Genomic DNA, 21728 nt, shown 5'->3' on the forward strand with positions numbered 1-21728 from the left:
TAGAACATATGTTTGATAGGCGGTGAACGGATATGAATTACATTAGCAATCAATTATTAAGCGGATTAAATCCCGTTCAGCAGGAAGCGGTCAAGACGACGGACGGTCCGCTGCTTCTGATGGCGGGCGCGGGAAGCGGAAAAACACGTGTGCTGACGCACAGAATCGCATACTTAATGGCGGAAAAACACGTGGCGCCATGGAACATTCTGGCGATTACATTTACAAATAAAGCAGCCAGAGAAATGAAGGAGCGGGTGGAGAGCATTCTCGGACCCGGCGCGGATGAAATCTGGATTTCCACCTTCCACAGCATGTGCGTGCGGATTCTGCGCAGGGATATTGACAGAATCGGCATCAACCGAAATTTCTCCATTCTTGATACGGCTGATCAGCTTTCCGTTATTAAAGGGATTCTGAAAGAGCGGAATATCGATCCAAAAAAGTTTGATCCGAGAAGTATTTTAGGCTCCATCAGCAGCGCAAAAAACGAGCTGATCGAACCTGAGGAATTCGCAAAAACGGCCGGCGGCTACTATGATCAGGTCACGAGTGACGTGTATACCGATTATCAGAAAAAACTGCTGAAAAACCAATCGCTCGATTTTGATGATTTAATCATGACGACAATTAAGCTTTTCGAGCGTGTGCCGGAAGTGCTTGAGTTTTATCAGCGCAAATTCCAGTACATTCACGTAGACGAGTATCAGGATACGAACAGGGCGCAATACCTGCTTGTGAAGCAGCTTGCTGCCCGTCTTGAAAATATCTGCGTCGTCGGTGACTCCGACCAGTCCATTTACAGATGGCGCGGGGCGGATATCGCGAATATCCTTTCCTTTGAAAAAGATTATCCGAGCGCAAACGTGATTCTGCTCGAGCAAAATTACCGCTCAACAAAGCGTATTCTGCAGGCGGCTAACGAAGTGATCAAAAACAACTCAAACCGCAAGCCGAAAAACCTGTGGACGGAAAATGACGAAGGCATCAAGCTTTCTTATTACAGCGGCGACAATGAATTCGGCGAAGGCCAATTCGTCGCGGGCAAAATTTATGAGCTGCACAGCTCGGGCCGGCGGAAGCTTTCCGATATCGCGATTTTATACCGGACAAACGCCCAGTCGCGCGTCATTGAAGAAACCCTTTTAAAATCCGGACTGAACTACAATATCGTCGGCGGAACCAAGTTCTACGACAGGAAAGAAATTAAAGACATTCTCGCATACCTGCGCCTTGTGTCAAACCCGGACGACGACATCAGTTTTACGCGGATCGTCAATGTGCCGAAGCGGGGCGTCGGCGCAACTTCGCTAGAAAAAATCGCTTCATATGCGGCGATGAACGGAATGTCAATGTTCCAGGCGGTCAAACAGGTTGATTTCATCGGCGTCAGCGCGAAAGCGGCAAACGCGCTTGACGGCTTTGGCGCGATGATTGAAAATCTGACGAATATGCAGGATTACCTGTCCATTACGGAACTCACGGAAGAAATTCTCGAAAAAACGGAATACAGAGAAATGCTGAAGGCCGAAAAATCAATCGAAGCCCAAAGCCGCCTTGAAAATATCGACGAGTTTCTTTCCGTGACGAAAAACTTCGAACAAAAAAGCGAAGACAAGTCTCTCGTCGCGTTTCTGACTGATTTGGCGCTGATTGCGGATATTGACCAGCTCGACCAGAAGGAAGAGGAATCAGGCGGAAAGGATGCCGTCACTTTAATGACACTGCACGCCGCTAAGGGGCTTGAATTTCCTGTCGTGTTCTTAATGGGCATGGAAGAAGGCGTGTTCCCGCACAGCCGCTCCCTGATGGAAGAAGCCGAGATGGAAGAAGAACGCAGGCTCGCATATGTAGGCATTACGAGGGCGGAAGAAGAACTGTATTTAACGAATGCCAAAATGCGCACCTTATTCGGCCGCACCAATATGAATCCGGAATCCCGCTTTATCAGGGAAATACCTGGCGATTTATTGGAGAACCTAAATGAGAAGAAAACACCTCGCATGCAGCCGGGAAGAAAAGTGCAGCCGAAACGCGGGCCCGTATCCCGTCCCGTTTCATATGCGAACAAAACAGGCGGCGACTCGCTCAGCTGGGCGGTCGGCGATAAAGCGGGCCATAAAAAATGGGGCACCGGAACGGTTGTCAGCGTAAAAGGAGAAGGCGAAAGCACCGAGCTTGATATCGCATTCCCGAGCCCAGTCGGCGTGAAGCGTCTGCTTGCCGCTTTTGCGCCGATTGAAAAGCAGTAACCTGAAGAGGAAAGGAAGAACATGATGGACAAAGAAACAGCGAAACACCGGGCAGAAGAATTGCGCCGCACCATCGATCAGTACAGTTATGAATATTACACCTTAGATGAACCGAGCGTGCCGGATTCCGAGTACGACAGACTGATGCAGGAGCTGATTGCCATAGAGGAAGAGCACCCGGAGCTCAGAACGCCTGATTCGCCCACACAGCGGGTCGGGGGAGCGGTGCTTGAATCGTTTCAAAAGGTGCAGCACGGCACGCCGATGCTCAGTCTCGGCAACGCATTTAACGATGATGATCTCCGCGATTTTGACCGCCGCGTCCGTCAGGCTGTCGGTGACGGCGTCGCTTATAATGTGGAGCTGAAAATAGACGGTCTTGCTGTTTCTCTCCGTTATGAAGACGGCTATTTTGTCAGAGGCGCGACAAGAGGAGACGGAACGACGGGCGAAGATATCACGGAAAACTTAAAAACGATCCGCAACATTCCGCTGAAAATGAAACGGAATCTTTCCATAGAAGTGCGCGGAGAGGCGTACATGCCGAAACAGTCATTTGAAGCCCTCAATGAAGAAAGGCTGAAACATGAAGAGGAGCCGTTCGCCAATCCCCGGAACGCGGCTGCGGGCTCACTCAGACAGCTTGATCCGAAAATTGCAGCGAAACGAAATCTTGACATCTTCGTCTACAGTATAGCGGAGCTTGACGAGATGGGTGTGGAAACACAGAGTCAGGGCCTGGATTTTCTGGATGAGCTCGGTTTTAAAACAAACCAGGAACGGAAAAAATGCGCCACGATAGATGAAGTCATTGAAATGATCGAAGAGCTGCAGGCGAAGCGGGCCGATCTCCCGTATGAAATTGACGGAATCGTCATCAAAGTCGATTCGCTCGACCAGCAGGAAGAGCTCGGGTATACGGCAAAGAGCCCGCGCTGGGCGATTGCTTATAAATTTCCGGCGGAAGAGGTCGTGACAAAACTTCTCGATATCGAACTGAATGTCGGAAGAACGGGCGTGATTACGCCGACCGCCGTTCTGGAACCGGTAAAAGTCGCGGGGACGACGGTCTCAAGAGCCTCCCTTCATAACGAAGATTTAATTAAAGAGAAGGATATCCGCATTCTCGATAAAGTGGTCGTCAAAAAAGCGGGCGACATCATCCCTGAGGTCGTCAATGTCTTAATCGAACAGCGGACCGGGGAAGAAAAAGAATTCAATATGCCGACCAGCTGCCCTGAGTGCGAAAGCGAACTTGTCCGCATTGAAGGGGAAGTCGCGCTGCGCTGCATCAATCCGGAATGTCCGGCGCAGATCAGAGAAGGCCTGATTCACTTTGTCTCACGCAACGCGATGAATATTGACGGACTCGGAGAACGTGTCATCACACAGCTTTTCCGTGAACATCTCGTCCGTAATGTCGCTGATTTGTATAAGCTGACAAAAGAACAGGTTATCCGGCTTGAGCGGATGGGGGAAAAATCAACTGACAATCTGATCAGCTCCATCCAAAAGTCAAAAGAGAATTCGCTGGAACGCCTGCTGTTCGGTCTCGGCATCCGTTTTATCGGCTCAAAAGCGGCCAAAACACTCGCCATGCATTTTGAAAGCCTGGAAAATCTGAAACAAGCCACGGAAGAAGAGCTGCTTGCGGTAGATGAAATCGGCGAAAAGATGGCCGATGCCGTTGTCACCTATTTCCGCAAAGAAGAAATGCTTGAGCTTTTGAATGAACTTGAGGAACTCGGTGTGAACACACTCTACAAAGGCCCGAAAAAAGTAAAAGCGGCGGACAGCGACTCTTATTTTGCCGGCAAAACCATCGTGTTAACCGGAAAGCTTGAAGAGCTGTCCAGAAATGAAGCCAAGGCGCAGATTGAAGCGCTCGGCGGAAAGCTGACGGGATCTGTCAGCAAAAAAACAGACTTGCTGATTGCCGGAGAAGCGGCCGGAAGCAAGCTGACAAAAGCGCAGGAATTAAACATTGAAGTATGGAATGAAGCACAGCTATTGGGAGAGCTAAAGAAATAAGAGGAGTGTTTTCTATTGAAAAAGATGTTGGCATTGGCGGCGACGGCAACGGCGGCAGTACTCATGTTGTCGGCCTGTTCGCCGAGTTTCGGGGGGAACAAAGAGGAAGAGATCACGCAGAAAACGGCAAAGTCTTCTGAAAAAGCGATCATACCGAAATATAATATCTCTGATTCCTACTATAAAATGGTGCTTCCGTTTAAGGCCGGAAAAGCGCGCGGCCTGACCGCGGACCGGCTGAACACGAGGCTGGACATCGATGAATTCGAGACGGGTCTGATGCGGCTCGCTCAAGACACGTTCCCGACGGATGACTATTTGTATCAGGAAGGCCAGTATTTAGATGAGGACACGGTACTCAGCTGGCTTGACCGCAAAAAAGAGGGCAGTGATCTGAAAAAGGCGAAAAAGGCAGACGCCAATTTTCAGAATCTCGGCTTAAACCCCGTGCTGCCAAGCTCGGGATCGGCAAAAGAGAAAAATGAAAACAGCCCGATTTACTTAGCGTCCATGCTTGAGCAGGATTACTTAGTAAGAAAAGATAAAAATTCCATCCAGCTTGGAGGTGTCATGATCGGTCTCGCTCTCAACTCTGTATACTATTACCGCGAAAACACAGGTGATCCGCAGCAGGAAGTGGAGCTCAGCGACAAAACGATCCGCAGCCACGGTGAAGAAATCGCCCAGGAAGTCGTTAACCGCCTTCGGAAAATGGATAACCTGAAAAATGTGCCGATCACCGTCGCCCTTTATAAACAAGCGCCGAAAACATCAATCGTACCGGGGAATTACATTGCGAAAACAGAAGTCAAGGCCGGCTCATCCACCATTTCAAACTGGGATGATGTCAAAGAAAAGTACGTCTTCTATCCGGCGGATACAGACACGGCAAAGAAATACCCTGATGATTCCGAAGTGTTTAAACGCTTCAAAAACGCCATCGACAGCTACTTCCCGAATTACACCGGAGTCGTCGGAACGGCAATGTACGAAAACGATGAAATGAGAAAAATGAAGATTGAAATCCCGATGCAATTTTACGGGAAAAGCGAAGTTATCGCCTTTACCCAATACTTAACAGGTGAGCTGATGGATTATTATTCAAAAGGCTCAGTTGATGTCGAAATTAACATTACCTCGTCTGACGGCCAGGAAGCGCTGATCGTCCGCAATGCGGGTGACAAAGAACCGACCGTCCATATTTACGATTAACCAAGATGCCCTTGTTCATTTCTGTATGAGCAAGGGTTTTTTTATTGTGAATATCGTTGGAGAGAGGGATGAGGTATGTTAAGATATTTGTATAATTAGGAATTAACAGGAAAACACATATTATTTCTAAGCGGATGTTACTAATCTGCTGTGAAAAAAGAAGGGCAGGAATGTTGATGAATGACATTTGCTGAGTACACACACCGCCTACAAACGTTATGAAAAGGGTGAATCAGCATGCATAAAGATATTAAAGCGATTTTTGAGGAAGATAAGGTACTGGCTGAGGCCGGTGAAATATACGGCTTTACCAAGTTTCAATTTATTGCGGACGCAGAGAACTACGTATACGAAATTGTGAAAGATAACGAACCGTATATCTTAAAAATTACGCATACGATCAGAAGAACACCGGAATATATTCTCGGAGAAATGGAATGGCTTCATCATCTGGCAAAGGGAGGGCTTTCAGCAGCAAAACCGATTCCTTCATTAAATGGCAGAGATGTCGAAGAAGTGCCGGATGGAAAAGGCGGAGCGTTTTTAGTAAGAGTCTATGAAAAAGCGCCCGGACGCAAAGTGGAGGAATCAGACTGGAACGGAACTCTGTTTTATGAGCTTGGAAAGTACACGGGGAACATGCACCGGCTGACAAAAAGCTACCGTCTGAGCGATCCGGCATATAAAAGGCAGGAATGGGATGAAGAGGAGCAGCTGAAGCTGAGAAAATACGTGCCCGCAGATCAGCATCTCGTATTTGAGCGGGCGGATGCTCTAATGGAAAAACTGCGCCGTTTGCCGAAGAATCCTGAAAACTACGGCCTTGTGCACGCCGATCTGCACCACGGTAATTTCAACTGGGACAATGGGAAAATCACGGCATTTGATTTTGATGATATCGGCTACAATTGGTTTGTGAATGATATCAGTATTCTGCTGTACAACATGTTGTGGTATCCGGTCATCCCGTATGAAGACAAGGCCGCGTTTACGGGTGAGTTCATGACACACTTTATGAAAGGCTACAGGGAAGAAAATGACCTTGACCCCGCCTGGCTTGAACACATCCCGGATTTTCTCCGGCTGCGCCATATGCTGATCTACGGATTATTGCATCAGGCGTTTGACCTCAATTCACTCGGGGACGAGGAACGTGAGATGCTGAAAGCCTTCAGGCGCGATATCGAAAACGAAACGCCGATTACGGAGTATAACTTTTCTGCATTCGTATAAATAGAAAAACGCCGGCTGAATCCAGCCCGGCGTTTTTTTATAACGTATCACACTTCACTCCGACGACACCTTGAATTTCTTTAATATCATAATAGACATCAGTGGTGTAGCGGTTTTTGTGAACACTGACTTTCACTTCCATAATCGGAAATTCTTTTTCGCGCAGATCATCAATCCGGACGGAGTGAATGCGGAGCCGTTTGCTTTTCATTTCTTTTAGAATCTCGGTCATTTTGTCTTTATCGGAAAGAGACATTCTCACGCGGATATCCTTCTCCTTCAAGCGGTTGGGACCGATTTTTCTGATCAGCCACGGAAGAAATTCGACACTGATCAGGATAAACAAGAGGCTTGCGAACGCCTCTTTATAAAAGCCGGCGCCTGTAGCCAGACCGAGCCCGGCTGCGCCCCAGATGATGGCCGATGTCGTCAGGCCGGATATGACGTCATTGCTTTTACGCAGGATCACGCCCGCGCCGATAAAACCGACGCCGGAAATGATTTGGGCGGGGAGGCGGAGCGGATCCATCATGATACGGTAATATTTTGGGAAATGATATGCCGCATTAATGCTGACGATCGTCAGCATACAGGAGCTGACGGCGATGACGATACAGGTTTTCAGTCCGAGCGGTTTGTTTTTCAGCTCGCGTTCAAGACCGATGATCATGCCGATCAGCGTGGCAATGCCCAGCTTTAATAAAATGTCTGGTTCGATAGGCCAGCTCAATTTGCACAGCACCTCCGCAATTTTTCTTATAATAAATTGATATGATTTTCTCACAGTATTTATAGCAGGACAAGTGCGGAAGAAAAAAGCCGTCAGGGATAAAATCTGACGGCTTTTTGTCTATTTCTTGTTTTTCAAAAGAGTTTCCATCCGGCTGAACAGCTGATAAGAAGCATCGGCCGGTTTTTTGGTCAGCAGGCTGACGGCAATACCGGCAATCAGACTGAGGAAGAACCCCGGAATGATTTCGTATACGCCGGTTGAAGCGGCAAGCCCTGTGGTGATCCAGATTAAAACGGCCGCGGCCCCGGTAATCATCGCCGCAAGCGCTCCCCATTCATTCATCCGTTTCCAGTACAGACTGAGCAAGAGCGCCGGTCCGATAGCCGAACCGAAGCCTGCCCACGCATATCCGACCAGGTCAAGAATGGTGCTGTTCGGATTCATGGAAAGCAGGATGGCGATAACGGCTACGATCAATACCGACAGGCGTCCGGTCATGACCAATTCTTTATCGCTCGCTTCCCGTCTGAAAAAGGCGCGGTATAAATCTTCCGTAATGGCGCTTGCCGTTACGAGAAGCTGTGAGGAAATGGAACTCATGATCGCCGCTAAAATCGCGGACAGCAAGAAGCCCGTAATCAGCGGATGGAACAAGATTTTAGAAAAAATAATGAAAATCGTTTCCGGATCTTTTACGGAGACTCCGAAGTGATGAGAATACGCAACTCCGATAATCCCGGTCAGCAATGAACCGATAACTGAAATAACCATCCAGCTCATCCCGATTCTGCGGGCGGGTTTTAAATCTTTCACTTCTTTAATCGCCATAAATCGTACGATGATATGAGGCTGGCCGTAATAGCCGAGTCCCCATGCCAAATAAGAAATAATGCTAATGACGCTCGCGCCTTTAAAGATATCCAATAGTTTCGGGTTAACGGCGTTGATCGAATCAATCGTCGTTGAAACGCTCCCGAGCTGGGTAAAAGCAACGATCGGCACAAGCACTAATGCCGCAAACATGATCGCTCCCTGCACAAAGTCAGTCAGACTGACAGCGAGGAAACCGCCAAACAGCGTGTAAAGCACAACAACACCGGCCGTTAAAAACAAACCGAATTTGTAGTCGGCGCCGAATGCCGATTCAAATAACCTGCCTCCGGATACCATCCCGGACGATGTGTACAGTGTGAAAAAGATCATAATAATCACGGCGGAAACAATTTTCAGCAATGATGACGAGTGGCGGAACCGTTTATCGAAAAAATCGGGAATCGTAATCGCATCATCCGCAACTTCCGTGTAAGCGCGCAGCCTCGGAGCAAGCAGCAGATAATTTGAATACGCGCCGATCGTCAAACCGAGCGCCAGCCATAAGGTCGATAACCCCGTTGCGAACATTGCGCCGGGAACTCCCATCAGCATCCATGCGCTCATATCGGCCGCACCTGCGGACAGCGCCGTTACGAACGGGCCGAGTCCTCTTCCGCCCAGCATGTAATCATTAATATTCGTTGTCTTCCTGAATGCGTACCAGCCGATTAACAGCATGGCAGCAAAGTAAATGCCAAGAGATATAATTAGTTCAATACTCACGTTTTTGGTCCCTCTCTTCTTTCATGTAAATGTTGCATCACCTCTGTAGATTAGTAGTGCCGGAATATGCGCCGGCGATCCAGCCTTTAGTCATCATTCCATGCGGATCGCATGATTTAGTGCTGGCTATGGTTACTAAACCTAACAAAGTATCCCCGATCAATCAACTCTCGAAACCTGGCCCGCTCAAGGAAAAAATCCCCGCCAACATAGAACAGCTTAGAGATGAAAGCGCTACCAATAGATTATAAAAGTAAAAATTTTCTGACATATAATTCGTTTCTCTTTCTCCCCGATTTAGGATAAAATAGAGAGGGTTTCATCATGCCTCAGAAGGCGGCGTTTTGTTGCTTTAGAGGGCTCGTTTTTGATATGATCAGTATTATATGACGAAACGGAGAATTATGCGGAGGTGGATCTTATGTCACGAATTTCTATAGAAGAAGTAAAGCATGTCGCTCATTTGGCGAGACTCGCCATTACGGATGAAGAAGCTGAAATGTTCACAGAACAGCTTGACAGCATTATCTCGTTTGCCGAGGAGCTTAATGAAGTGGACACGGATAACGTGGAACCGACAACACACGTGCTGAAAATGAAAAACGTAATGAGAGAAGATGAAGCGGGTAAAGGCCTTCCGGTCGAGGATGTCATGAAAAATGCTCCCGATCATAAAGACGGCTATGTCCGTGTGCCATCTATTCTGGATTAAAGGAGGGAGACAGTATGTCATTATTTGATCACAAAATCACAGAACTGAAACAAATGATACATAAAAAAGAAATCAAGATTTCCGATCTTGTTGATGAATCTTACAAACGGATCGCATCCGTGGATGATAAGGTGCAGGCGTTTTTGCAGCTTGATGAAGAAAGAGCCCGCGCTTACGCGAAAGAACTTGACGAAGCGGTTGACGGACGGTCTGAACACGGTCTTCTCTTCGGAATGCCGATCGGCGTCAAAGACAACATCGTGACCAAAGGGCTTCGCACAACATGCTCAAGCAAAATCCTCGAAAACTTCGATCCGATTTACGATGCGACGGTCGTGGAGCGCCTTCAAGCTGCTGAAGCCGTCACGATCGGAAAGCTGAATATGGATGAGTTCGCGATGGGTTCTTCTACTGAAAACTCCGCGTACAAAGCGACGAAAAACCCTTGGAATCTCGATACGGTTCCCGGCGGATCAAGCGGCGGTTCCGCAGCTGCGGTTGCCGCGGGCGAAGTGCCGTTTTCACTCGGATCTGATACGGGCGGCTCCATCCGCCAGCCGGCTTCTTTCTGCGGCGTCGTCGGATTAAAGCCTACATACGGACGCGTGTCACGTTACGGTTTGGTCGCTTTTGCGTCTTCATTAGACCAGATCGGACCGATCACAAGAAACGTAGAAGATAACGCATTCCTGCTTCAGGCGATTTCAGGCCCGGACAAAATGGACTCTACGAGCGCCAATGTCGAAGTGCCGGACTTTCTTTCTTCATTAACTGGCGATATTAAAGGCTTAAAAATCGCCGTACCGAAAGAATATCTCGGAGAAGGCGTCGGCAAAGAAGCGAAAGAATCGGTTTTAGCCGCTTTAAAAGTGCTTGAAGACCTCGGAGCGACATGGGAAGAAGTATCTCTGCCGCACAGCAAATACGCGCTTGCGACGTATTATCTGCTGTCTTCTTCCGAAGCGTCTGCAAACCTTGCGCGCTTTGACGGCATCCGCTACGGCTACCGCTCAGACAATGCGGACAACCTGATCGACCTTTATAAACAGACACGCTCTGAAGGATTCGGCAATGAAGTGAAGCGCCGCATCATGCTCGGCACCTTCGCACTCAGCTCCGGCTACTATGACGCGTATTACAAAAAAGCGCAAAAAGTGCGCACGCTTATTAAGAAAGATTTTGAAGACGTATTTGAGAAATACGATGTCATCGTCGGACCGACAACGCCGACACCGGCATTCAAAATCGGCGAAAAAACCAGCGATCCGCTCACAATGTACGCCAACGATATTTTAACGATTCCTGTCAACCTCGCGGGTGTGCCGGGAATCAGCGTGCCGTGCGGATTTGCGGACGGACTGCCGCTCGGACTGCAAATCATCGGAAAACACTTCGATGAAGGCACTGTATACCGCGTCGCTCATGCTTTTGAGCAGGCAACAGATCATCATAAAGCGAAACCTGAACTGTAAGGGGTGAAATGAAGTGAACTTTGAAACGGTAATCGGACTTGAAGTCCATGTGGAATTAAAAACAAAATCTAAAATTTTCTCAAGCTCACCGACGCCATTCGGCGCGGAAGCGAATACCCAAACGAGCGTCATCGACCTCGGCTATCCCGGCGTGCTGCCCGTTTTGAACAAAGAAGCGGTCGAATTCGCGATGAAAGCCGCAATGGCTTTGAACTGCGAAATCGCAACGGATACGAAGTTTGACCGGAAAAACTATTTCTACCCGGACAACCCGAAGGCATATCAAATTTCTCAATTTGACAAGCCGATCGGCGAAAACGGCTGGATCGAAATCGAAGTCGGCGGAAAAACGAAAAAAATCGGCATTACCCGTCTTCACCTTGAAGAAGATGCGGGAAAACTGACGCATACGGGCGACGGCTATTCCCTCGTTGACTTCAACCGCCAGGGCACGCCGCTTGTCGAGATTGTATCTGAGCCGGATATCCGCACACCGGAGGAAGCTTACGCATATCTCGAAAAGCTGAAATCAATTATCCAATACACAGGCGTTTCCGACTGTAAAATGGAAGAAGGTTCACTGCGCTGTGACGCCAACATTTCCCTCCGTCCGATCGGCCAGGAGAAATTCGGCACAAAAACGGAGCTGAAAAACCTGAACTCCTTCGCGTTTGTGCAAAAAGGACTTGAGCATGAAGAAAAACGCCAAGAGCAGGTGCTTCTGTCAGGCGGAGTCATTCAGCAGGAGACGCGCCGCTATGATGAAGCGACGAAAAAAACCATTTTGATGCGTGTCAAAGAAGGTTCTGACGACTATCGTTATTTCCCTGAGCCTGACCTTGTCGAGCTCTACATTGATGACGAATGGAAAGAACGCGTAAGAGCAACCATTCCTGAGCTTCCGGACGAGCGCCGCAAGCGTTATATCGAAGAGCTCGGTCTGCCTGCTTATGACGCAATGGTTCTGACGCTGACGAAAGAAATGGCTGATTTCTTCGAAGAAACGGTCAATAAAGGCGCAGAAGCCAAGCAGGCATCAAACTGGCTGATGGGTGAAGTCTCAGCTTACCTGAACGCCGAACAAAAAGAGCTTGAGGATGTCGCCCTGACTCCTGAAGGCCTTGCCGGCATGATTAAGCTGATTGAAAAAGGAACCATCTCGTCTAAAATCGCGAAGAAAGTCTTTAAAGAATTAATTGAAAAAGGCGGCGACGCAGAAAAAATCGTCAAAGAAAAAGGCCTCGTGCAGATTTCTGACGAAAGCGTGCTTCTGAAGCTGGTAACAGATGCGCTTGACAGCAACCCGCAGTCAATTGAAGACTTCAAAAACGGAAAAGACCGCGCGATCGGCTTCCTTGTCGGGCAGATTATGAAAGCCTCAAAAGGACAGGCCAACCCGCCGATGGTCAACAAGATCTTACTTGAAGAAATCAAAAAACGATAAAAAAAAGCAGCCGCCTCTAAGGGCGCTGCTGACACGGAGACCGGTAAGCGCCGGTCTCTTTTTTTTATAAGCTGAAATAGGTTTCAATGGAAGCCCGCAGCGTTTCAATCTGTTCAGTTCCGCTGCCTGCCAAGTTGGACAGCATTCCTTTAATAATCGGTTTTCGCGGCTCTTCCTTTGCGCATTCCTCTTCAATGACTTCAAGCGATACGAGGACGTCCTCAGGCAGCCCCTGCTGTGCTTTTATCTTTTGAATATCCGCAAGCAGTCTTTCTCTGTCCGCCGCGGGCTGAGTGAAGATATCCTCAGGCAGCAGCGGATCGGGGTTGTCTTTTATCAGTCCCGTAATCAGGTCATCGATTCTGGCAATCAGAAAGGCCGCCACGTTTTCCGTCCGGAATGCCGTATGTTCATTAAAAATCAAGAAATGAATATAGGAGCTCACAATTCCTTGCGCCATAACGGACGCATCCGCTAAAAACGGTGTGACGGCATCTCCGTAAACGGAGAGCAACGCATCCCGATACAGCATGTTAAATTGAATATTGGCCTCATGAAAATACTGTTTGACCTTTTGATTTTCAGGAATGACCTTTTCGCTCAGCAAGAGAATGATAAAGTCCTTGTGCTCCATAAATTCCTGGAATTGATAAGCGATTTGTTTTCGGAATACGTCCTTAGGCGGTTTATGCTGGTGTTCTGTTTTGATTTTCTTTATTTCTTCCATAGACATGCCGATGTAATACTCACATGCTGACAGCAAAAGGTCTTCTTTTGATTTGAAATGGAGATAGAAGGCTCCTTTTGAAATTCCGCATTCACCGGCGATTTCCTGAATGGTTGTTGAAGAAAACCCTTTTTTGGCAAATAAATGGATGCCTGTTTTTATGATTTTCTCTTTTTTTTCGTTCATGACGTGCTTCCCCTTAATCCTGAAAAATTTAGAAAAATTTACTGCCTTATTAGTTGACGATGTTGAGTTATACCGTTTAGTATTATATAGAATGACCAGTCAGTCAATAAAAATTAACGGAGGACATGATGAACCACATTATTAACTTTGTACTGAAGAACAAATTCGCAGTTTGGCTGATGACGATTATCGTTACTGTAGCAGGGCTGTATGCCGGTATGAATATGAAGCAGGAATCCATACCGGACGTCAACATGCCTTACCTTTCAGTAAATACGACTTATCCCGGAGCTGCTCCGAGTCAAGTTGCGGATGACGTGACAAAACCGATCGAGCAGGCGGTCCAGAATTTAGAAGGAGTGAGCGTCGTAACGTCCACATCCTCTGAAAACGTCTCATCGGTTATGATTGAATATGATTACAGCAAGGATATGGACAAGGCGAAAACCGAAGTCGCTGAAGCGCTGGACAGTGTCAGCCTTCCTGACGACGCGAAAAAACCTGACATTTCCCGTTACAGCCTCAACTCTTTCCCGATTTTGACGCTCAGTGTGACAAGCGGCAAAAGCTCGCTTGAAGACCTGACCAAAAATGTGGAAAACACTCTCGTTCCTAAGCTTGAAGGCATTCAGGGCGTTGCGTCCGTACAAGTTTCCGGACAGCAGGAAGAGCAGGTGGAATTCTCTTTCAAAGACAAAAAAATGAAAGAGTACGGACTTGATGAAGATACCGTCAAGAAAGTGATCCAAGGCTCTGACGTCAATACGCCGCTTGGATTGTACACATTCGGCAACAAAGAAAAATCAGTTGTTGTTAACGGAAATATTACGTCAATTAAAGATCTGAAAGATATGAGAATTCCAGTCACATCTTCTTCTGCCGCTCAAGGTCAAGCGGGCGGAGCCGGTGCGGCATCTGCGGCGGACGCTCAGGCTATGCAGCAGGCACAGCAAAGCGCGGCAGCAGGAGTGCCGACAGTCAAGCTTTCTGACATTGCCGACATTAAAGATGTGAAAAAAGCTGAATCCATTTCCCGCACGAACGGAAAGGACAGCATCGGAATTAATATCGTAAAAGCCAATGACGCCAACACGGTAGAAGTGGCCGATGCGATTAAAGATGAACTGAATCAATACAAAAAAGACCATAAAGGGTTCAAGTACAGCTCGACTCTTGATATGGCAGAGCCGATTACAGAGTCGGTGGATACGATGTTAAGCAAAGCGATTTTCGGCGCGATTTTTGCGGTCGTGATCATTCTCTTATTCTTAAGAGATATTAAATCAACGATGATTTCTATCATTTCCATCCCGCTGTCACTGCTGATTGCGCTTCTTGTGCTGAATCAGCTTGATGTCACATTGAACATAATGACGCTCGGTGCGATGACGGTCGCCATCGGACGGGTAGTCGACGACTCGATTGTCGTGATCGAAAACATTTACCGCCGCATGAGGCTGAAAGATGAACCTTTACGCGGGAAGCAATTGGTGCGTGAAGCGACGAAAGAAATGTTTAAACCGATCATGTCATCAACGATCGTAACCATTGCCGTATTCCTGCCGCTTGCCATGGTCGGCGGACAGATCGGCGAACTGTTTATGCCGTTTGCATTAACAATCGTCTTCGCGCTTGCCGCATCGCTGTTGATTTCGATCACACTGGTGCCGATGCTTGCGCACAGCTTATTCAAAAAATCGCTCACAGGCGCGCCTGTTAAAGCGAAAGAGCATAAGCCGGGCAGATTGGCCAATTTCTATAAAAAAGTGCTGAATTGGTCATTAAGACATAAATGGATTACATCTATCATCGCGGTTCTGATGCTTGTCGGCAGTTTGTTCCTCGTACCTCTGATCGGAGCGAGCTACCTGCCTGCGCAAGCGGACAAAACGATGCAGCTCACATATACGCCTGAACCGGGCGAAACGAAAAGCGAAGCTGAAAAAGCTGCGCAAAAAGCGGAAGACATGCTGCTTAAACGCAAACATGTCGATACCGTTCAGTATTCTTTAGGTTCGCAAAGTCCGCTCGGCGGAAGCTCAAACGGCGCATTGTTCTACGTGAAATACGAGGATGACACGCCTGATTTTGACAAAGAAAAAGACAATGTCTTAAAAGAAATCAAAAAAACATCCAGCCGCGGCGAATGGAAATCACAAAATTTCAGCTCGTCAGGCAACAACAACGAATTAACGTACTATGTGTACGGAGATTCAGAGTCTGATATTAAAGGCACGGTCAAAGACATCGAAGGCATCATGAAAAAGCAGAAGGATCTGAAAGACATCAACTCAGGCCTTTCCAGCACATATGATGAGTACACGTTCACCGCTGACCAGGAGAAACTCAGCAAGCAGGGCCTGACGGCTTCGCAAATCTCCCAAGCCCTGATGTCCCAAACGTCACAGTCTCCTTTGACAACGGTGAAAAAGGACGGCAAAGAGCTTGACGTCAACATCAAAACAGAAAAAGACCAGTATAAGAGTGTAAAAGAATTAGAGGATAAAACCATCACATCGCCTGCAGGCCAAGAAGTTAAAATCGGCGATGTGGCGAAAGTGAAAAACGGCACGACATCCGATACCATTTCCAAACGCGACGGCAAAGTGTACGCTGACGTAACGGCAACCGTCACTTCTGACAACGTCACGAAGGTGTCATCAGCAGTTCAAAAGAAAGTTGACAAACTGGATAAGCCGGACAATGTATCCATTGATACCGGCGGTGTATCAGCGGATATTGCTGATTCCTTTACGAAACTTGGGTTAGCGATGCTTGCCGCAATCGCCATCGTATACCTCGTTCTTGTGATCACGTTCGGCGGAGCATTAGCGCCGTTTGCGATTCTGTTCTCGCTTCCGTTTACAGTCATCGGCGCATTAGCCGGCCTGTATGTATCCGGAGAGACGATCAGTCTGAATGCCATGATCGGTATGCTGATGCTGATCGGAATCGTCGTCACAAACGCGATTGTCTTAATTGACCGCGTCATCCATAAAGAAGCGGAAGGCTTATCGACGAGAGAAGCGCTCCTAGAGGCGGGTTCTACGAGATTGCGTCCGATTCTGATGACGGCGATCGCGACAATCGGCGCCCTGCTTCCATTGGCATTGGGCTTCGAAGGCGGCAGCCAGGTCATTTCTAAAGGACTCGGTGTCACCGTTATCGGCGGTTTAATCAGTTCGACTCTGCTTACCCTTCTGATTGTGCCGATCGTATATGAAGTATTAGCGAAATTCCGTAAGAAAAAACCTGGAATGGAAGAAGAGTAAGACAGCGGGCCTTGGCTCCTTAAACGGAGCTAAGGCCTTTTTTCTTCTGGCAATTCCTGTACATATTGTTGCGATTTTCTCAAGTCATAGTATAATTAAAGGTTGTTAGTGTTAATAATGGATCGGATACTCTTAAGTAGGATGATGAGATAATGAAACGTGCACGCATAATATACAATCCGACTTCAGGACGGGAGCTTTTTAAGAAAAATCTTGCCCAGGTCCTGCAAAAATTTGAACAAGCCGGTTATGAAACCTCCACCCATGCCACCACATGCGCGGGGGATGCCACCCACGCCGCAACAGAAGCCGCTTTGCGGGAGTTTGACCTGATTATCGCTGCCGGCGGAGACGGAACGATTAATGAAGTCGTCAACGGCCTTGCGCCGTTAGACAAACGCCCGACACTCGGCATCATTCCGGTCGGCACGACAAATGACTTCGCCAGAGCGCTGGGCATTCCGAGAGAGAATATACTGAATGCCGCTGATACCGTCATTAACGGCATAGCCCGCCCGATCGACATCGGCCAGGTGAACGGTCAGTACTTTATCAACATCGCCGGCGGAGGCCGTCTGACGGAGCTGACGTATGATGTGCCGAGTAAACTGAAAACGATGCTTGGCCAGCTTGCTTATTATTTAAAGGGAATGGAAATGCTGCCTTCACTTCGACCGACAGAAGTCGAGATTGAATATGACGGCAAGCTGTTTCAAGGCGAAATTATGCTGTTTTTAGTGACGCTGACCAACTCGGTCGGCGGATTCGAGAAGCTGGCCCCTGATTCCAGCCTGAATGACGGCATGTTTGATTTGATTATTTTGAAAAAAGCCAATCTCGCGGAGTTTATCAGAGTCGCGAGCATGGCGCTCAGAGGCGATCATATTAACGATCAGCACATTATTTACACAAAAGCGAACCGTGTGAAAGTCAATGTATCAGAAAAGATGCAGCTGAACCTGGACGGCGAATACGGCGGCATGCTGCCGGGTGAATTCGTGAATCTGTACCGGCATATTCACGTCATCATGCCGAAAGAGAAAGCGGAACAGCTGGATGATTAATACGCGGACAAAATCCTAAAACAGTATTCGTTTTAGGATTTTGTCATCTTTTCAGCGTGATCGGAAACCTTTGAAGGCTGACATTGAATTTGAAGGTTTGCCAGCACGCTGAAACAAGGCTATTGGTAAAACTAGAGGTGATTATAGATGAAAATGAAACCCCCGATAGAAAAAAATGAATACTATGATGTGACATTTGAGGATTTGACGCACGAAGGAGCGGGCGTCGCAAAGGTTCAGGGCTTCCCGATCTTCGTGCCGAACGCCCTGCCTGAGGAAAAAGCGCAAATCAAAGTGACACGCGTCAAAAAAGGCTTCGCTTTCGGCCGCTTGATTGAACTGAAAGAAGAAAGCCCGCACAGAACGGATGCCCCGTGTCCGATCTACAAGCAATGCGGCGGCTGCCAGCTTCAGCACATGACCTATGAAGGCCAGCTCTTGTTTAAACAGAAACAAGTCAAAGACGTCTTAGAACGGATCGGCAAGCTGGATCTGTCCAATGTCACCGTGCACCCGACGCTCGGCATGGAAGACCCGTGGAACTACAGAAACAAAGCACAGGTGCCTGTCGGTGAAAGAGAAGGCGGACTCGTCGCCGGATTCTATCAGCAAAGAAGCCATGACATCATCGACATGAGCGCCTGTCTGATCCAGCAATCCAAAAACGACGAAGCCGTCCAAGCTGTCAAAGACATTTGCGCAGCATACGGCGTTAAAGCCTACAACGAAGAACGCCACAAAGGCTGGCTCCGCCATATCATGGTCAGATACGGCGTCGTCACGGGCGAAATGATGATCGTCTTCATCACAAGAACAAGCGATTTCCCGCACAAAGCGAAGATCATCGAAGACATTACGGCGCAATTCCCGCACGTCAAATCCATCGTGCAAAACATCAACCCAAACAAAACAAACGTGATCTTTGGGAACGAAACAAACGTCATCTGGGGCGAAGAATACATCTACGACCTCATCGGAGACGTCAAATTCGCCATCTCCGCCAGATCGTTCTATCAGGTCAACCCGGAACAGACAAAAGTGCTCTACGACAAAGCGCTTGAGTACGCGGAGCTGCAAGGGGAAGAAACCGTCATCGACGCCTACTGCGGCATCGGAACGATTTCTCTCTTCTTAGCGAAGCAGGCGAAGAAAGTATACGGCGTCGAAATCGTGCCGGAAGCCATCGAGGATGCAAAACGCAACGCTGAGCTGAACGGCATCACAAACGCGGAATTCGCAGTCGGAGAAGCGGAAACAGTCATTCCGAAATGGTATGAAGAAGGCATCACGGCCGACACCCTCGTTGTCGACCCGCCAAGAAAAGGCTGCGACGAAGCCCTCCTGCGGACGATTGTGGAGATGAAACCGAAGCGGGTGGTGTATGTGTCGTGTAACCCAGGCACGCTTGCGAGAGACTTGCGGGTGCTTGAGGATGGCGGGTATGAGACGCTCGAAGTGCAGCCGGTGGATATGTTCCCGCATACGAATCATGTGGAGTGTGTGGCAAAGCTCGTATTGAAATAAAGCAGTGTTCTCTTTTTGAGAACGCTGCTTTTTATATTAATATGTGAAGAATCCTTTTTAATTATTAATTACAAAGGTTATATTAAAACAGATTAATTTGAAGAAAAATGGTATTCTCAATATAGCTCAATTTAGTTATTTTGAGCGGCGAATTTATAGAGATAACGCAAAAAGTTAATGAAAAGGTGAAACAATGATAGTTTATGAAGCTACAAAAGAAGAGTTTTTAAGTGATGTGTTTGACGATAAGTTGGTGATGAATATCTGTAAAAACTATAATGATAAGATTGGCAAAATCAATGAGAGAGAGGTTAGATCTTGGGATAACTCTATGCAGTATATGTATAGGGTATTAAGTGATAGAGAAATTCCTAAGGACGCAGGAATTGCTATTGAGTTCAAAATACCCCATACTTCAAAGCGTATTGATTTTCTTATATCTGGATCAGATAAGGATGATCGTTCATCTATTGTGATTGTGGAACTTAAACAATGGGAGAAAGTAGAGAAAATTGATAGTAAAGAGGCCATCGTTAAAACGTTTATAAATAAAGGAATTCGCGAAACAACCCATCCATCTTATCAAGCCTGGTCATACGCTTCGTTAATAAAGGATTACAATGAAAATGCGCAAAAAGAAGATATCAAGCTATATCCTTGTACATACTTACATAACTACTTGAATCAGGGTACAGACGATCCATTAACTGATTCAATATATGAATATTATATAAAAGAAGCTCCTGTTTTTATCAAAGGTGATTCAGGTAAGCTTCGTGATTTCATTAAAAAGTATATTAAATATGGAGACAACAAAGAAATCCTATATACAATAGATAAAGGAAGAATACGGCCTTCAAAGTCTCTTCAAGATTCGTTAAACAGTATGCTTCAAGGTAATCGAGAGTTTATGATGATTGATAATCAAAAAGTCGTGTATGAGACGGCTTTACATTTGGCGAATGAGGCATTACGTACAAACACTAAACAAGTTTTAGTTGTAGAAGGCGGGCCAGGTACAGGAAAATCTGTTCTTGCTGTAAATTTATTAGTAGAAGCAACAAACCGAAGTCTCGTTGCACAATATGTAACAAAAAATGCTGCTCCCAGAAATATATATGCTACTAAGTTAAAACAAAACTTTCGGAAAGGGCACATTGATAATTTATTTAAAGGATCGGGCAGTTATGTCAATGCTCCATCAGGTGAATTTGACGTTTTAATTGTTGATGAGGCGCATCGATTAAATGAGAAATCCGGTTTATTTAATAACCTTGGGGAAAATCAAATTAAGGAAATAATAAATGCTTCCAAACTTTCTGTTTTTTTCATAGATGAACATCAAAGAGTAACGTTAAAAGATATTGGTAGCACTGATACAATCCTTAAATTCTCAAAAGAATTAGATGCTCAGGTTACAAATATGAAACTGGATTCACAGTTTCGTTGCAATGGTTCAGATGGTTATATAAGCTGGTTAGATGATGTTCTTCAAATTCGGGAAACTGCGAATTCTAATTATATTGGAATGAACTACGATTTTCGTATATATAGAAATCCAAATGAATTGCGTAAACAGATAGAAGATCTGAATAGAGTTAATAATAAAGCTCGAATAGTTGCTGGTTACTGTTGGGATTGGGTGAAGGAAGGAAAAGCTAAAACAGAATTTCATGATATCGAGATTCCTGAATATCAATTCGGAATGAGTTGGAATTTAAATAACTCAGACACGTGGGCAATTGACGAAGATTCTATTAATGAAATAGGTTGTATACACACATGCCAAGGTTTGGAATTTGATTATGTAGGTGTAATTATAGGAAATGATCTAGTGTGCAGGGATGGAGTAGTATTGACTGATCATTCAAAGCGGGCGAAAACAGATACCTCCTTACGTGGTTTGAAGAAAATGCTAAAGCAAAATTCAGAAGAAGCTGAGAAGCTTGCAGACGAAATTATTCGCAACACATACAGAACTTTGATGACCCGGGGACAAAAAGGCTGTTTTATTTATTGTATAGACAAACAATTAGAAAATTACTTTTTTAAAAGGCTGAAACATATGCAAATGAATTACAAAGAGAATGAGTTCTTTAAGTCTTCATCAGTTGCTGAAGAAAAAGCCACATATAAGCACAAATGAAACCTTTTTTAATTATTTATTAAAACGGAATTGGGAAAAACATCACGCTATGATCTTGCACATTTAAAAAGCAGGGAGGCAAGATTTTGTGATAACTGTTAAAGGCTTTTTAACGAAATGCGAC

Annotated in this window: 14 protein-coding genes; 11 read left to right on the forward strand and 3 right to left on the reverse strand. The window is 46.6% G+C overall.

Annotated elements, in window-relative coordinates; genetic code table 11:
- The first annotated feature begins 32 nt into the window (after window positions 1-32).
- The 4 genes from pcrA (at window position 33) to G4O42_RS03475 (ending at window position 6728) form a co-directional block, all read left to right on the forward strand.
- A complete protein-coding gene (pcrA, locus tag G4O42_RS03460; protein WP_032872525.1) occupies window positions 33-2252 on the forward strand; it encodes a DNA helicase PcrA in 2220 nt (739 codons plus the stop codon).
- Window positions 2253-2276: 24 nt separating this feature from the next.
- Window positions 2277-4283, forward strand: coding sequence for an NAD-dependent DNA ligase LigA (gene ligA, locus G4O42_RS03465; protein ID WP_032872523.1), 2007 nt, complete (start codon window positions 2277-2279; stop codon window positions 4281-4283).
- A gap of 15 nt (window positions 4284-4298) precedes the next feature.
- Window positions 4299-5495, forward strand: a complete 1197-nt coding sequence (locus G4O42_RS03470; protein WP_007609871.1) for a CamS family sex pheromone protein — start codon at window positions 4299-4301, stop codon at window positions 5493-5495.
- 237 nt (window positions 5496-5732) lie between these two features.
- Window positions 5733-6728 (forward strand): phosphotransferase enzyme family protein, encoded by a 996-nt coding sequence (locus tag G4O42_RS03475; RefSeq protein WP_032872521.1) that lies wholly within the window; start codon window positions 5733-5735, stop codon window positions 6726-6728.
- 37 nt (window positions 6729-6765) lie between these two features.
- Here G4O42_RS03475 and G4O42_RS03480 read toward each other — a convergent pair whose 3' ends face one another.
- Together G4O42_RS03480 and putP are read right to left on the reverse strand one after the other, a co-directional pair.
- Window positions 6766-7458 (reverse strand): MgtC/SapB family protein, encoded by a 693-nt coding sequence (locus G4O42_RS03480; RefSeq protein WP_007609875.1) that lies wholly within the window; start codon window positions 7456-7458, stop codon window positions 6766-6768.
- 120 nt (window positions 7459-7578) lie between these two features.
- Window positions 7579-9057, reverse strand: coding sequence for a sodium/proline symporter PutP (gene putP, locus G4O42_RS03485; protein ID WP_032872519.1), 1479 nt, complete (start codon window positions 9055-9057; stop codon window positions 7579-7581).
- Window positions 9058-9478: 421 nt separating this feature from the next.
- Here putP and gatC point away from each other — a divergent pair, with 421 nt between their 5' ends.
- Genes gatC through gatB form a run of 3 tightly spaced genes read left to right on the forward strand, consistent with a single transcriptional unit; the run spans window position 9479 to window position 12685 of the window.
- On the forward strand, window positions 9479-9769 hold the full coding sequence (gatC, locus tag G4O42_RS03490; protein WP_003155732.1) for an Asp-tRNA(Asn)/Glu-tRNA(Gln) amidotransferase subunit GatC: 291 nt from the start codon (window positions 9479-9481) through the stop codon (window positions 9767-9769).
- A 14-nt stretch (window positions 9770-9783) separates the two neighbouring features.
- Complete coding sequence (gene gatA, locus G4O42_RS03495; RefSeq protein ID WP_007609878.1) at window positions 9784-11241, forward strand: Asp-tRNA(Asn)/Glu-tRNA(Gln) amidotransferase subunit GatA; 1458 nt, start codon at window positions 9784-9786, stop codon at window positions 11239-11241.
- Window positions 11242-11254: 13 nt separating this feature from the next.
- Window positions 11255-12685, forward strand: coding sequence for an Asp-tRNA(Asn)/Glu-tRNA(Gln) amidotransferase subunit GatB (gene gatB, locus G4O42_RS03500; protein ID WP_003155730.1), 1431 nt, complete (start codon window positions 11255-11257; stop codon window positions 12683-12685).
- A 64-nt stretch (window positions 12686-12749) separates the two neighbouring features.
- Here gatB and G4O42_RS03505 read toward each other — a convergent pair whose 3' ends face one another.
- Window positions 12750-13598 (reverse strand): TetR/AcrR family transcriptional regulator, encoded by an 849-nt coding sequence (locus G4O42_RS03505; protein WP_032872517.1) that lies wholly within the window; start codon window positions 13596-13598, stop codon window positions 12750-12752.
- 128 nt (window positions 13599-13726) lie between these two features.
- Between G4O42_RS03505 and G4O42_RS03510 the strand changes: the two genes are divergently transcribed.
- The 4 genes from G4O42_RS03510 (at window position 13727) to G4O42_RS03525 (ending at window position 21604) form a co-directional block, all read left to right on the forward strand.
- Window positions 13727-16870 carry an efflux RND transporter permease subunit gene (locus G4O42_RS03510; protein WP_032872515.1) on the forward strand — a complete coding sequence of 1048 codons (3144 nt, stop codon included), beginning with the start codon at window positions 13727-13729 and terminating at the stop codon, window positions 16868-16870.
- Between the two features lie 152 nt (window positions 16871-17022).
- Window positions 17023-17934: a diacylglycerol kinase gene (locus tag G4O42_RS03515; RefSeq protein WP_032872513.1), complete on the forward strand. Its 912-nt coding sequence runs from the start codon at window positions 17023-17025 to the stop codon at window positions 17932-17934.
- Between the two features lie 147 nt (window positions 17935-18081).
- Window positions 18082-19458: a 23S rRNA (uracil(1939)-C(5))-methyltransferase RlmD gene (gene rlmD / locus G4O42_RS03520; protein ID WP_032872511.1), complete on the forward strand. Its 1377-nt coding sequence runs from the start codon at window positions 18082-18084 to the stop codon at window positions 19456-19458.
- Window positions 19459-19651: 193 nt separating this feature from the next.
- Complete coding sequence (locus G4O42_RS03525; RefSeq protein ID WP_032872508.1) at window positions 19652-21604, forward strand: DUF2075 domain-containing protein; 1953 nt, start codon at window positions 19652-19654, stop codon at window positions 21602-21604.
- Window positions 21605-21728: the final 124 nt, after the last annotated feature.

This window comes from Bacillus sp. LUNF1 (genome assembly GCF_011008975.1).
GTDB classification, from domain to species: Bacteria; Bacillota; Bacilli; order Bacillales; family Bacillaceae; genus Bacillus; species Bacillus velezensis.